At 60.8% G+C, this 13,621-nt stretch carries 14 protein-coding genes; 11 read left to right on the forward strand and 3 right to left on the reverse strand.

What is annotated here, in order from left to right; translation table 11 throughout:
• Positions 1–351: 351 nt before the first annotated feature.
• The gene (locus NCT32_RS34105) at positions 352–489 is read right to left on the reverse strand and encodes a hypothetical protein (RefSeq protein WP_250491337.1); all 138 of its coding nucleotides are present in this window, start codon (positions 487–489) and stop codon (positions 352–354) included.
• A gap of 947 nt (positions 490–1,436) precedes the next feature.
• On the opposite strand from NCT32_RS34105, the gene NCT32_RS34110 reads away from it, so the two are divergent.
• Genes NCT32_RS34110 through NCT32_RS34120 form a run of 3 tightly spaced genes read left to right on the forward strand, consistent with a single transcriptional unit; the run spans position 1,437 to position 2,756 of the window.
• Positions 1,437–2,126, forward strand: a complete 690-nt coding sequence (locus NCT32_RS34110) for a nitroreductase (protein WP_061121009.1) — start codon at positions 1,437–1,439, stop codon at positions 2,124–2,126.
• Positions 2,123–2,281 (forward strand): hypothetical protein, encoded by a 159-nt coding sequence (locus NCT32_RS34115; RefSeq protein ID WP_250491338.1) that lies wholly within the window; start codon positions 2,123–2,125, stop codon positions 2,279–2,281. Before NCT32_RS34110 ends, NCT32_RS34115 begins: the two co-directional genes overlap by 4 nt.
• A gap of 43 nt (positions 2,282–2,324) precedes the next feature.
• On the forward strand, positions 2,325–2,756 hold the full coding sequence (locus tag NCT32_RS34120) for an NADPH-dependent FMN reductase (RefSeq protein ID WP_250491339.1): 432 nt from the start codon (positions 2,325–2,327) through the stop codon (positions 2,754–2,756).
• Positions 2,757–2,846: 90 nt separating this feature from the next.
• Here NCT32_RS34120 and NCT32_RS34125 read toward each other — a convergent pair whose 3' ends face one another.
• Entirely contained in the window at positions 2,847–3,578 is a 732-nt protein-coding gene (locus NCT32_RS34125; protein WP_061121010.1) for a GntR family transcriptional regulator, read from the reverse strand.
• A 339-nt stretch (positions 3,579–3,917) separates the two neighbouring features.
• Here NCT32_RS34125 and NCT32_RS34130 point away from each other — a divergent pair, with 339 nt between their 5' ends.
• The 8 genes from NCT32_RS34130 to NCT32_RS34165 all read left to right on the forward strand — a co-directional run bounded on the left by NCT32_RS34130 (position 3,918) and on the right by NCT32_RS34165 (position 12,321).
• On the forward strand, positions 3,918–5,234 hold the full coding sequence (locus NCT32_RS34130; protein ID WP_061121011.1) for an aromatic ring-hydroxylating dioxygenase subunit alpha: 1,317 nt from the start codon (positions 3,918–3,920) through the stop codon (positions 5,232–5,234).
• A gap of 60 nt (positions 5,235–5,294) precedes the next feature.
• On the forward strand, positions 5,295–6,731 hold the full coding sequence (locus tag NCT32_RS34135; RefSeq protein WP_061121051.1) for a glutamine synthetase family protein: 1,437 nt from the start codon (positions 5,295–5,297) through the stop codon (positions 6,729–6,731).
• A 40-nt stretch (positions 6,732–6,771) separates the two neighbouring features.
• Complete coding sequence (locus NCT32_RS34140; protein ID WP_061121012.1) at positions 6,772–7,095, forward strand: 2Fe-2S iron-sulfur cluster-binding protein; 324 nt, start codon at positions 6,772–6,774, stop codon at positions 7,093–7,095.
• 4 nt (positions 7,096–7,099) lie between these two features.
• Positions 7,100–8,326, forward strand: a complete 1,227-nt coding sequence (locus tag NCT32_RS34145) for an NAD(P)/FAD-dependent oxidoreductase (protein WP_086961512.1) — start codon at positions 7,100–7,102, stop codon at positions 8,324–8,326.
• Positions 8,323–9,072, forward strand: a complete 750-nt coding sequence (locus NCT32_RS34150) for a gamma-glutamyl-gamma-aminobutyrate hydrolase family protein (protein ID WP_061121013.1) — start codon at positions 8,323–8,325, stop codon at positions 9,070–9,072. Before NCT32_RS34145 ends, NCT32_RS34150 begins: the two co-directional genes overlap by 4 nt.
• A 4-nt stretch (positions 9,073–9,076) precedes the next feature.
• Entirely contained in the window at positions 9,077–10,051 is a 975-nt protein-coding gene (locus tag NCT32_RS34155; RefSeq protein ID WP_061121014.1) for a LysR substrate-binding domain-containing protein, read from the forward strand.
• Between the two features lie 237 nt (positions 10,052–10,288).
• Complete coding sequence (locus NCT32_RS34160) at positions 10,289–11,704, forward strand: MFS transporter (protein ID WP_086961514.1); 1,416 nt, start codon at positions 10,289–10,291, stop codon at positions 11,702–11,704.
• A 101-nt stretch (positions 11,705–11,805) separates the two neighbouring features.
• A complete protein-coding gene (locus tag NCT32_RS34165; protein WP_086961516.1) occupies positions 11,806–12,321 on the forward strand; it encodes a transposase in 516 nt (171 codons plus the stop codon).
• 317 nt (positions 12,322–12,638) lie between these two features.
• On the opposite strand, the gene NCT32_RS34170 is transcribed toward NCT32_RS34165, so the two are convergent.
• Complete coding sequence (locus NCT32_RS34170) at positions 12,639–13,193, reverse strand: DUF4863 family protein (protein WP_061121015.1); 555 nt, start codon at positions 13,191–13,193, stop codon at positions 12,639–12,641.
• Between the last annotated feature and the right edge of the window lie 428 nt (positions 13,194–13,621).

A 13,621-nucleotide genomic window follows, 5' to 3' on the forward strand; every position in this document is an offset into this window, starting at 1 on the left:
CTTCATTTTGCTTGTCCTCCGCCGTCGGATAGCAAAATTTTAGCGCTCCAAAAATGCGTTTTGACACAATCTGGGCCAGAAGCCGCAACCCGGTATCCGAAGCAAGCGGCCGTTCGAACGACAGCAATGGCCTCCGAAGCCGACGGCTACCTGCCTGCCCAAGACTTGACGCGCTGCGGCTTCGCCCGTTCATGCAGGCTCCCGGTGCCTGGGATGCATAACAACATCGGTCCGATGGTCCGATGAACTAGGATTTGAGTTAAGCACGATTTGAGCTAAGCAGGATTTGAGTTAAGCGCGGCTACGTAAAGCCAAAAGGCTAAGCCCCTAGGACAACGCAATCTGAAGTTTTTAGAGAAAGAGACCGCGTGAGACGACTTCTGCTTCGGGATCGCAGTGTTCCATCCGCTCGCCGTGATCTGTGAAAACATAGACACAGACGCGGTCAGGTCCGGCAATGATTTCGTTTGTTTTGAACTTTTCGTTCATCGGTCGCGCCTTCTAGTCTGGAAGCGCCGTAAGTACCGTCGGCTCTGCTGACTTCATGCTGAACGTTGTCCGCGCCGCTAACCCAGTTGCAACCGGCAACTCGACTTGCGCAGCTGTAGGATGGCATCCCTCAGAAATTGCTACTCGACTGACTCTACCGTTTTAGCCACGTAGCACAATTGACGTCCCCGAAACCTCATTGCGCGTCAGAACGGACTTCGCTTTGCGATCGGACCCGAACTTGCTGAGTTCCGTGTACCTCACGGACCAGTTGCTTGCGAACTCCAGATTCTCCGCTTCTTTATTAGGGACAGAGGTTTCTACCCTACCGGCGCCAAGCAGTTCCGCCGCCACGGTATTCAGGCAAACGATACGATTCGCCTGGTCTACGACAATTAAGCCTTGGCCAACGTTCTGGAGAGCTCGTGGCTGAGACCGGTTTCGAACCATAGCGCCATACTGTTCTAAGCCGCAGTAACCAATGAACTCAATTCCTTTTCATCGGGATACTCAAAAGCCCGTATTTCGCTCGACTCACAATCGAGGATCCATTCGACTCTTTCGTCGAGCATGATCGGATCGCATAACAAGAACGCGCATCGGCACTGATTTGCAAATAACCATGCCGCTGACGCTTCTGCGGATCCTGCACGCGTATCGGCTTATGTTTCTTCAGAACGTTTCCTAACACGCCGACGTCAAGCGGCTGTGCGTGGTTGCTATCACGAGGCTCGAGATTCTTATCCGACGCGTTGGACTGCATGAGCAACTGGAATGCTCCACTGGTCTCGTCAGGACGAAAGATCGCCACATCGTCTCAGCGGTAATGTTCGCACAGCATCCCGTGCAACTTTGACTTGCAGCATCTTCACTGCTGGGTTCGAAGCTTCTATGCGATCATCGAAAGAACTTGTACAGGACGTTCGCAGTATCGGAGGCCGGCAATCATGCATTCGGAAACACCTATCGTCGACGCGGTCATTCGTTCCCGCAAAGCCGTCCGGGTCTTTCTCCCGGACACAGTTTCGCGAGGAGCAATCGTCGATATTCTGGATGTCGCACGCAGCGCGCCCAGCAATTCGAACACGCAGCCGTGGCACGTTCATGTGCTAAGCGGCAGTGTCAAACAGCGACTCAGTGCAGCCCTCGCGCGTGCGCACATGGACGATAATCATCCGCCGCTGCAGCATTTTCCAGATCCGCTACCTGTTGCTTGTCAGCCGAGGCAGGAAGAATTTGGCGCACGTTATTACGGCGCGCTCGGCATCGACAAGACGGACACCGCGGCGCGCTCGCGAGCGTCCGGCCGTAACTTCGATTTCTTCGGCGCCCCCGTCGGCATGATTTTCACGATCGATGCGTGCCTCAAGAAATATAGCTGGCTCGATTACGGGCTGTTCCTGCAAACCGTGATGATCGCGGCACGGGCGCGCGGCCTCGACACATGCGCGCAAGTCTCGTTCGCGCGTTACCACGGCGTCATTGCCGATCATCTCGAACTGGCGCCCGGCCACGACGTCGTGTGCGGGATGTCTCTCGGCTACGCGGATGAAAGCTCCATGATCAACCGCCTTGCAATTCCGCGTGAATCCGTCGACCGGTTCGCGCGCTTCGCCGGCTTCGACGAACACGCGTGACGCGTCACGCGCGTGATCGCGTGCATTCCACGCCTTCTTTCAAGCACTTTTCAAACTTCTCCATGACCATCAAAGTTCTTGCACTCTGCGGCAGCGCTCGCCGTGAACCGCTGAATCGTGAACTTCTGGAAATCGCGGCGCAAGGCGCGCCGTGACCAGGGGAGCGAGATAAGTTTCATCTCCTTGGCCGACCATCCCATGCCTTTATATGACGGCGATTTCGAACAAACGCACGGTGTTCCCGACAACGTAAAAAGACTACAGCAGGTGTTCGCGGAGCATGCGGCGGTGTTGATCGCATCGCCGGAACATAACGGCGGATATACGGCGTCGCTCAAGAACGCGATCGACTGGATCAGCCGGCCACGTGAGAACGGCGACCCGGGCGTTCGGTTGTTCGCGAGCAAGGTGGCCGCCGTGATGTCGGCGTCGCCGGGACCGATGGGCGGTCTTCGTTCGATGCTCGGCATGCGCGGCGTGCTCGAAAAGCTCGGCGCCGTCGTGATTCCGCAAGGCTTTTCGCTCGGGTTCGAGAAGGATGGCACGCTCGCCGACGCAAAGGCAGACGCCGAAGTACGAACGGTCGGAGCCGGTCTCGTCGACGTTGCGCGAAGACTGGCGCGGTCCTGATTTACGATCTGCCGCTCGCAAGTCGACTGTCAACAGAGCGCAAGCGGGCGCAACGCATGCTCGGCGCGGGCGGCAAGAAGCGAAATGCGGTTATAAGACCGCTTCCGCCACGAGATGCAACGCCGGCGCCAGCTTCACGCATACGTCCGGCCGCTCCAGCGCGTAGGCCAGATTCTTCTGCGCGATCTGCACGTGCTCGGTCGCCAGCGCCTGCGCGCGCGCGCCTTCGCCGCGCGCTAGTGCCTCGACGAGACTGTGATGCTGCTGATGCGCCATGAATAGCCATTGCCGTCCTTCTTCGATGGCCGATTGCATCGGCAGCATCGCGCTCGCGGCGGCGAACGGCAGGCGATTATTCATGTCGATGGCGCGCATCAGCGCCGCATTGCCCGAACCCTCGACGATCAGCTTGTGGAAGCGGTTATTCATGTCGGTGTAGGCGGCGTAGTCGTCGAGATCGAGCTCGGACTTGGCGAGCAGACGGTCGCCCGCGCGCAGACATTCGGCGAGCGCATTCGACAACTGGCGCGGCACGCCATGTTCCGCGACGAGCCGCGCGGCCATGCCTTCGAGATGTCCGCGTACCGCGATGGCATCGGCGATTTCTGCGGCCGTAATGCGCCGCATGACATAGCCACCGGTGGGCGACGGCTCGACCAGACCTTCCTGTTCCAGTGTGGTGAGTGCGAGCCGCACGGGCGTGCGCGACGCCTTCAAGCGTTCGGCGAGCGCGACCTCGCCGAGTCGTTCTCCGGGCGTGAATTCGCCCTTGAGTATCAGATCGCGCAGATGCACCAGAACGCGTTCCTGTTGGGATTCCATGGCTTCTCTCCCGTTGCTGTCTTTGCAGATTCTAGGCGAAGGATGCGAGTCTGTGTTCGAAAAGCGCGCGATATGTTTTTGGCTGCATGCAGAAAGGCCCAAGCAATGCCCTTTTTCGGCACAGTGCGCCCATGCGGGTAAATCCCAATGAAGCAATACCAATTCATATAAATCAAGGGGTTATCGTGAAACTATCCGGTGGCCACCGAAGATAAGCACGGGCGTGCTGAATACATTGTTTGTGCAAGATGGTTCTTATAAGTATTCTTCGTCGCATGAACACGTCGCGTTTGCATACAGCTCAGCGGCGTCTGAATTCAACGAACCGGAGCCAAAGTCATGATGAGTTCGCAGCAAAACGAGACGATCACCCGCGTCGGGCAAACCACGCCGGCCGGCCAACTGTTGCGCCGTTACTGGCAGCCCGTCGCGCTGGTCGAAGAATTGCCCGCCGAGCGTCCGGTGAAGGCCGTCCGTCTGATGGGGCAGGACTTCGTCGTCTTCAGGGACGAACAGGGCCGCTACGGCATGCTCGATCGCGACTGCCCGCATCGCGGCGCGGATCTCGCAGCCGGCCGTCTCGAAGGCGGCGGATTGCGCTGCGCATTTCACGGCTGGCTCTTCGATGTCAATGGCCGCTGTCTTTCGACGCCCGGCGAGCCCGTCGGCAGCACGCTCTGCAACAAAGTCCGTCAGTCGGCGTATCCGGTCACCGAGAAGAGCGGAATCCTGTTCGGCTATATCGGCAAAGGCGAGCCGCCCGCGTTTCCGAACTTCGATTGCTTCGCCGCGCCCGATGCCTACACCTTCGCCTTCAAAGGGCTGTTCGAATGCAACTGGCTGCAGGCGCTCGAAGTGGGCATCGATCCGGCGCATGCGTCGTTTCTGCATCGCTTCTTCGAGGACGAGGATGTCAGCGAGAGCTACGGCAAGCAGTTTCGCGGCGCGTCGGAGAATTCGAGCATGCCGATCACGCAGGTCTTGCGCGAGTACGAATCGCCCGAGATTCTCGTGAGCCCGGCGGATTACGGCTTGCGGCTCATTGCGAAGCGCACGCTCGACGATGCCCATACGCATGTGCGCGTGACGAATGTGGTGTTCCCCCAAGCCTTCGTGATTCCGATGAGCACGGAGATGACGATCACGCAGTGGCATGTGCCCGTCGACGACGAGAACTGCTACTGGTACGCGATTTTCACGAGCTTCGGCGCGCCCACCGACCGGGCGCAGATGCGCGAGCAACGGCTCGAGCTGTACGAGTTGCCCGACTACACCTCGCGCAAAAACAAGCGCAACAACTACGGCTTCAACGCGCAGGAGCAGCTCAACGAAACCTACACGGGGATGGGCTTCGATATCAACGTGCACGATCAATGGGCGGTTGAATCGCAGGGCGCGGTCCAGGACCGCACGCGCGAGCATCTGGGCACGACGGACAAGGGGATCATCGCGTATCGCCGCCTGCTCGTCGATGCGATCGATAAGACGCAGGCCGGCGAGAAGACGCTGATGCTGATCGACGAAGAGGAAGCCGTGCATCTCACGGGACCGGCTTCGATCGACGGCATCGCGCCGACGGATCGCTGGGATGAGTACTGGAAAGAGTCCGATGCGAATCGCCGCGCGCAGTCGCCGTGGCCCGCACCGAAAGCCTGAACGCAACGTCCCGCCACCTGAATGGAGCGCGCCGCATACGAGCTGCAGCGCGGATCGAACATGTCTTTCGTAGAAACGCACGGATTATGGACGGACGCCCAGCATGCCGCGTATGCCGGACTCGTCGAGCGGCTGAAGAAAAGCGATGTGAAAGTGGTGCGCTTTTCGTTTCCCGACCAGCACGGCTTGTTGCGCGGAAAAACGCTCGTCGTCGACGAGGCCATCAAGGCGATGAAAAGCGGCGTCACGCTCACGACGACGCTCTTCGCCAAGGACACGTCCCATCGCACGGTGTTTCCGGTGTTCACGGCGGGCGGCGGCTTCGACATGCCCGAGATGCAGGGCGCATGCGACACGATGATGGTCGCCGATCCCGAAACGTTCCGCGTGCTGCCGTGGGCGCCGCATACGGGATGGGTGCTGTGCGACGTGCATTTCGCCAACGGGATGCCCGTTCCGTTCGGCACGCGGCATTTGTTTCGCCGCGCGTTGGATCGCCTGTCGAATCAGGGATTCGAATTCGTGTCGGGACTCGAAGTGGAGTTTCATGTCTTCAAGGTCACCGATTCGCACATGAAGCCCGAGCATTCTGGACAGCCCGGCTCGCCGCCCGATGTCGAACTGCTGTCGCACGGTTATCAGTATCTGACGGAATTGCGCTATGACGCCGTCGACGATGTGATGGAACTGCTGCGCCGCAATGCCGAAGGACTCGGCTTGCCGGTGCGCTCGCTCGAAGTGGAATACGGGCCAAGCCAGTTCGAATTTACCTTTGCGCCGACCAAGGGCATCAAGAGTGCCGACGACATGGTGCTGTTTCGCAGCGCCGTGAAGCAGATCTGCCAGCGCAACGGGTATCACGCGACCTTCATGTGCCGGCCGCGCATTCCAAATGTGGTGTCGAGCGGTTGGCATCTGCATCAGTCGCTGCTGCATGCGGGCGCCGGCTCCAACGCGTTCATGCCAAGCGACGCATCGGAACCGTTGTCGATCACGGGGCAACGCTATCTCGCGGGTCTCCTCGCGCATGCGCGGGGCGCGGCATCGCTGTCCACGCCGACGATCAATGGCTATCGGCGCTATCGGCCCTATTCGAACGCGCCGGATCGCGCGAACTGGGGGCGCGACAACCGCGGCGTGATGCTGCGCGTGCTCGGCGGCGTGAACGATGCAGCGAGCCGCATCGAGAACCGCGTGGGCGAACCGACGGCGAATCCGTACCTGTACTTCGCGTCGCAAGTGCTGTCCGGTCTCGATGGCATGCAGCGCAAGCTCGAATTGCCGCCTTCCGCGGATACGCCGTACGAGACGCATGCCGATGCATTGCCACGCAGTCTGAGCGACGCACTCGCCGCGCTGTGCACCGACGAATGCCTGCGCGAAGGCCTCGGCAGTGCGTTCGTCGATTACTTCTGCAAGCTCAAGCAGGCGGAGATCGATCGATTCAATCTGGAAGTCACCGAGTGGGAACATCGCGAGTATTTCGAGGCGTTCTGACGCTGCGCCCGCTGCCTGGATCATTGCAAGGAGAAATGTCATGCCTCTCGTAACCTACATTTTGCGCGACGGAGAGCGTCGCGAGATCGACGTGCCAGATGGCACGAGCGTGATGGAAGCCGCGATCTACAACAACCTGCGCGGCATCGATGCGGAATGCGGCGGATGCCTGTCCTGCGCGACGTGTCACGTCTATATCGATGAATCGTCGACGGCGCAACTGCCACCGCCTGATGAGTCGGAAAGCGAACTGCTCGACGGCGTCGCGGCGGAGCGCCGTCCCGAGAGCCGCCTGAGCTGTCAGCTCGTCGCGAACGCCGCGATGAACGGACTCATCGTGCAGATTCCGCAAAGGCAAGGGTGAGAACATGAATCGCACGCTCGTGATCGTCGGCGCATCGTATGCGGGCGTTCAGCTCGCGGCGTCCGCGCGGGAATATGGTTTCGATGGCCGCATCGTGCTCCTCGGCGACGAACCCGATGCGCCGTATCAACGGCCGCCCTTGTCGAAGGCGTATCTTTCCGGTGCCTTCAGTGAGGCGCGTCTGCCACTGCGTTCACAGGCCTTTTTCGACGAAGAGAGGATCGAATGGATGCCTTCGGTGCGCGCAACGTATATCGATCGCGCGCGTCATGAAGTCGAACTGCACGACGGCACGCGCATCGGTTACACGCATCTCGCGCTAACGACGGGCGCGCGCGTACGCAAGCTGGATTGCCCCGGCGCGAAACTCGACGCCGTGCATTACCTGCGCGATCTGCGCGATGCGCGGCGGCTCGCGCAAGCCGCGCGTTCGGCGCGGCGCGCGGTGGTGATCGGCGGCGGCTATATCGGTCTCGAAGCGGCGGCATCGCTGCGTCAGATGGGCATCGACGTGACGGTCGTCGAAACCGAGGCACGCGTGCTTGCGCGCGTCGCGTCGCCGTGGATGTCGGAGTTCATGCAGCGGGCGCACGAGCTGCACGGCATCGCGTTCCGATGCGGGCGCAAGGTCGTCACCGTGCAGCCCGAGCGCGATGCGGTGTCCGTCGTACTCGACGACGCTACGCACTTGCCATGCGAACTCGTCGTGGTGGGCATCGGCGTGGTGCCGAACACGGAAATCGCGGCAGAGTGCGGACTGACGGTGACGGGCGGCATTGCTGTCGATGAATGTGCCCGTACGAACGATCCCGCGATCGTGGCGGCGGGCGACTGTGCTTCGTTCGTGCCACACTGGGCGCCGGCCGACTCGCGTGCGTGCCGCGTCGAGTCGGTGCAGAACGCGAACGACATGGCGAAGACGGCGGCCGCGACGATAGCCGGAAGGCCCGAGCCGTATCGCGCGGTGCCGTGGTTCTGGTCTGATCAATACGACCTCAAACTGCAGATGGCCGGCATCAACACGGGCTTCACGCATCATGTGGTGCGCGGTTCCGTCGAGGAAAAGAAGTTCTCGATCTTCTATTTTCGTGACGATGCGCTCATCGCCGTTGACAGCATCAATCGCCCGCAAGAGCACATGCTTGCGCGCAAGCTGCTTGCCAAAGACGCGAAGCTCACGTTGAACGAAGCCCAGGATAGCGCGTTTGACCTGAAGGGAGCCACGCAATGAAGCCGCTTGTCGGAGTGGTGTGCGACCGCTTTTTTGTCGGCGAGCATGATCTGCATAGCGCGAAGCAGAGCTACGTCCGTGCGTTGATCGCGTGTGCGCGCGTGAATCCGGTCCTGATTCCGGCGTCGCGCGATATCGAATCCGTATCGGACTATCTCGACGGCCTCAGCGGCCTGCTGTTTCCGGGCGGGGCGTCGAACGTCGAAACGCGCCAGTACGGCGGAGCGGCCGATACCGCCATGCTCGTCGATCCGGACCGCGATCATGTCGCGCTCGAACTGATGCGCGGCGCAGCCGACCGCGGCATGCCGTTGCTCGGCATCTGTCGCGGTTTTCAGGAGATGAACGTCGCGTTCGGCGGCACGCTGCACGGTGACATTCACGCAGCCGGCCATTCCGACGACCATCTCGAAGACCCGAGCGAAGCGTTGCTCATGCGCTATCGCTATCGGCATGAAATCGAGCTCGTCGATCACGGCACGTTATCGATGCTCACGGGTGGCGCGCGGCGGGTGCGCGTGAATTCGCTGCATCGTCAGGGCGTGGCCGCGCTCGGCCCGGGACTCGAGGTGGAAGCGCGTGCACCGGACGGCCTCATCGAAGCGATTCGTGTGGACGGTCATCCATTCGCGCTGGGCGTGCAATGGCATCCCGAAGCGATGACCGCGAGCGATGCGCTCTCGCGCGCGCTGTTCGAATCGTTCGGCGAGGGTTGCCGATACTACGCGATGTCGCGCACGGAGTGATGTCATGTCCGCGGACCGCATCGACCTCAACCTGCTGCGCGTATTCGACGCGATCTACGAAGACCGTAATCTCGCGCTCGCGGGCAAGCGCCTCAATCTCAGCCAGTCCGCGATCAGTCATGCGCTCGGACGCATGCGCGACGTGCTCGGCGACGATCTCTTCATCCGCACCGCACGCGGCATGGAGCCCACGGTTCGCGCGCTCGCGATGGCGACGCAAGTGCGCAGCGCGCTCGCGCAAATCAAGGCGGCGCTCGAGGTGGACGCGTTCGATCCGGGCCTCGCGCAACGAACGTTCGTGATCGCCGCGAACGACTACATCACCGCGCTCTTGCTGGGGAGGCTCAGTCAACGCCTGTGCGCGGAAGCGCCTCTGGTCGACCTCGTCGTCCGCCCGTCGACGCGGCTCGATCTTGCAGGGCAGATCGATGTCGGACGCATCGATCTGGCGGTCGGCATCTTCGCCGAGCTGCCGCGCCGCTTCCGTTCGCTCCAGGTCTGGGAGCAGACGGACGTCGTGCTGCTGCATCGCGAGCATCCGGTCGCGGATCGTGCGCTTACGTGCGAGGACTTGTTGACATATCCGCTGCTCGCGGTTTCGCAGGGCGGTGAGGAAGAAGGTGCGGTGAGCGGCTTTATCGTAGAACGCGGACTCGCGCGGCAATCGGAAATGTTCGATCGAGAAGCTCTCAACCGTGCTTTCGCCGATAGCGCCGAGATGCCGCGCGTGCGCATGGCTGTTGCGCACTCGCTCGCGATTCCCGCGCTGCTGCGTCACAGCGACATGCTGTCGCTGGCGCCTTCGTCGCTGGGCCGCGAACTGGAGCGTCACGGCGAACTGAAGATGCGCGCGACGCCTTATGAATGTCCCGACGTCGCCGTGCGCGCGGTCTGGCACGAGCGCAACGATGCGGACCCCGCGCTGCAATGGCTCAGGCAGCAACTGATCGACGTTTCGCGTCAGGTGCGCTGCTGCTGATGCGCGGCATGCAAGATCGTCATGCAAGGAATTCCCCACGATCGCGTCGTTGAGCGCGATCGCCCTAACGTCGTCGAAATGCCCTGAAACTAGGACTTTTTCTGATCGAAACGCTGCTATCGCGCGGGATGTCGCATGCCGCTTCCGTGTGGTTGGCGTCGTGCGTTCGTAGCTTGCCGGGTTGTTCGCCCGCATTCGCGCTCTTAATCTGGGCACCCGTCGATAAGAGAGGAAATCATGGAAGAGACAAAGACCGTCGATGTTCAGGCGCTCATCAACACGCGCCCGTTCTCACACTATCAGTGGCTCGTGTTCGCGATGTGCTTCGTGATCGTGCTGATGGATGGCTTCGACACAGCCGCGATCGGCTTCATCGCGCCTTCGCTCGTGGCCGAATGGCACCTGAGCCGCGCCGCGCTTGCGCCCGTGTTGAGCGCGGCGCTGTTCGGGCTCGCCTGCGGCGCGATCTCTTCCGGACCGCTTGCCGACCGTTATGGACGGCGTCTGGTGCTGATCGTGTCCGTGCTGATATTCGGCGTCGCGTGCCTCGCTTCAGGCCATGCCAACGAACTGACCGGACTCACCGTATTACGTTTCGTGACCGGCGTCGGATTGGGCGCCGCGATGCCCAATGCCGTCACGTTGATGAGCGAGTTTTGCCCGCAGAGCCGCCGTGCGACCATCGTTAACATGATGTTCTGCGGTTTTCCGCTGGGCGCGGCGTTCGGCGGCTTTCTCGCAGCGTGGATGATTCCGCAGTTCGGCTGGCGCGGCGTACTGTATTTCGGCGGCGCGGTGCCTCTTATCCTGACGGCGATGCTCGTGCTCGCACTGCCGGAATCGATTCAATACATGGTGTCGCAGCGCAAACCCGTCGAGCGCATACGCCGGGTGCTCGCGCGTATCGCGCCGGAAGTTCAGTCGGCCGATGCCTTCGTGATTCGTGAGACCGTCAAGCACGGGGCAGGCAGCGGCGGCGCAAGCGTCGTGCTGTCGCGCCCATACCTCCTCGGTTCGTTGATGTTGTGGGTCTGCTACTTCATGGGCCTCGTCATCTTCTATGGCCTGATCAACTGGATGCCGGTCCTGCTCAGGGATGCGGGACTGAGTCCGCAACGGGCCGCTATGGTTTCCGCGCTGTTTCCGCTAGGCGGCGTGGGAACCGTGCTGTGCGGCATGCTCATGGATCGTTTCAATCCGAACGGCGTCGTGGCCGCGGCTTATGCGCTCGGCGCGATCTGCGTCTATGCGATCGGTCAGACTGTGGGCAATATGGGCCTGCTCGTATGCACCGTGTTCATCGCGGGCGTGCTCGTGAATACGGCGCAAGCTTCGATGCCGTCGCTCGCGGCGGCCTTTTATCCTACGGCGGGGCGTGGCACCGGTGTCGCGTGGATGCTGGGCGTCGGCCGCTTCGGCGGGATCGCGGGTTCCTTTCTCGTCGCCGAGCTTTCACGGCAGCAGATGAGCTTGTCGGGCATCTTCAGCGTGGTGGCGATGGCGGGCGCAGTGTCGTGCGTGGCGTTGCTGTTCAAGCAGTTTGGGAGCCGTCAGAGCGCGGTGCAGGAAGTGAAAGACGGACAGCCGGTGGTCATTGACGGATTAAGACATGGTGGCCTTCAGGGAAGCGCGACATGGGCGTTCGTCCGATAATCGGGCGACCTTCACTGAACGGCGGAGACGGTCATGGATAAGGTCAAGCCTTACGTCGGTCTTGACGTGCACAAAGACTCGAAACCTGGCGTTGGTTGCCGATGGTCAAAGGCCTGATGACCCTTCGTAGCATTGACCTCATCTCCGCGCTGACCATTGTCGCTGAACTTGGCGATTTGCGACGCTTCCCGCATCCACGCGAATTCATGAGCTACTTGGGACTCGTACCGTTGGAGCATTCTAGCGGGAACACAACGCAACGCGGCGGGCTGGCGAAGACGGGCAACGCACACGTGCGCAGGATCCTCGTCGAAGCAGCGTGGAATTATCGGTTGCCCGCCAGAATCGGCGAATCGCTTCAGCCTCGTCTCGGAGGCCAGCCTCAATCCATTATCGAAATTGCGTGGAAAGCGCAGCTTCGGCTCTGTCACCGATTCCGCCGACTGCGAGCACGTGGTCTTCATCAGAACAAGACGTGCGCGGCCATCGCCGCGAACTATCTGGGTTCATTTGGGACATCGGGACGCGACTGCAGCCAACCTGATCATTCTCTCGACTCCCTCATTCATTCACAGAATTACGGAGGCGCTATAGCAGAACTGAAATTTCCTACCTGATCGGTAACGCGGCAGCGGGCGCGATGAGGGGAATCCTCGGGATTTTTTTGTGAGCACGCAATTGCGTGATCTCCGTGGTTAAGAGCGAGGCAGCCCCGTGACGGAAAGATGAAATGCGGTAACCAGCCCGCGGATATGAGCTTGATCCATCGTCGATAAGCAGCCTGTCTGCCGCGTTACCCATCAGGTCGGATACGTGGACATTCCCGATCGCGGCAGCGAGGGCGGCGTTCGTCCTGCTTGCAAAAACAGGCCATATGAAAAATCCTCTGCACGCCTTTCGACTTGCAGAGGATTTGCGCTGAGCGCTTTGCGGTTTATTGTGTGGGCGGTTCAATATCATACGCAATGCGTCCCGCAGGCAGGAAGAACAATGCGATCACGGCACCGCCCTTCGCCTCCGGATAGTGATGGCTTCCCGGGGCGGGCGCCGTCCATCCTCCGTAGCACCAGCCGCTCGGTCCGTTGAGCGCGGCGCCTTCGTCGAGCGGCACCACCATGTTGAATTCGCCATACGGATGCGCGTGATAGTCGCCGCGGAAACTGCCTTCGGGATTGTTCTGCTGGTTGCCGGTGCTGTCCATGAGAACGGCCGTGATGCTGAAGTAGAACGTGTCCGGGCCCGGCTCGACGAGCCGCGCGCGCCGGTATCGCGGACCGGAGATCTCGACGTCGGCGGCCCAGCCTTCCTTCACGCCGAGCCTGATGAGGCGCGCAAGGTCCTGATATAGCGCGCTCTCGACGCCGTATTTCGTGTTGAGCCATTGTTCGACGCTCGGGTCCGTCGTCATGTCCTTGACTTCCCGAAGAAAGGGCAGACATCGCGCTACGAGTTCGTCCTTGCGGGTTACGGCGGCTTGAATCGGGGACATTGCTTTCTCTCCTTGATCTCGAATGACGGCTTTTGCCCGAACCACGATGCCACGCCGCTCTGCATGCAGGAAGCGAAGTTATTGCAAGTGGAGCTTGAATATTCTGCAAGTCGCGCATCGGCGTAATGAATGGCGGTGTGCCGATATGCGGCGATTCATCGAACCGTTCAAGAGCGGCTTGAATACATTTCATCTCCTCCATCGGACTTCGGGTGACGTGGTGCTTCGCCTTTTTCGTAGTGGATTTCTCCTTCAACGACACAAGAGAGAAAAGACTATGCCTTTCGATTGCGTGCATCGAAGCACCCTCGTCTCGTGCGCTTTTCAGGATCGTGTTCGCGAAGCATTCAACTTCGGGATTTCCCTGTTGTCGGCCTCGCACTCCGTCCATAAGCTCGCCGCAGTGATTTTCATCAAGAGAGGCAAGC

The sequence above is a fragment of the Caballeronia sp. INML2 genome, from assembly GCF_023631365.1.
Taxonomy (GTDB): Bacteria; Pseudomonadota; Gammaproteobacteria; order Burkholderiales; family Burkholderiaceae; genus Caballeronia; species Caballeronia turbans.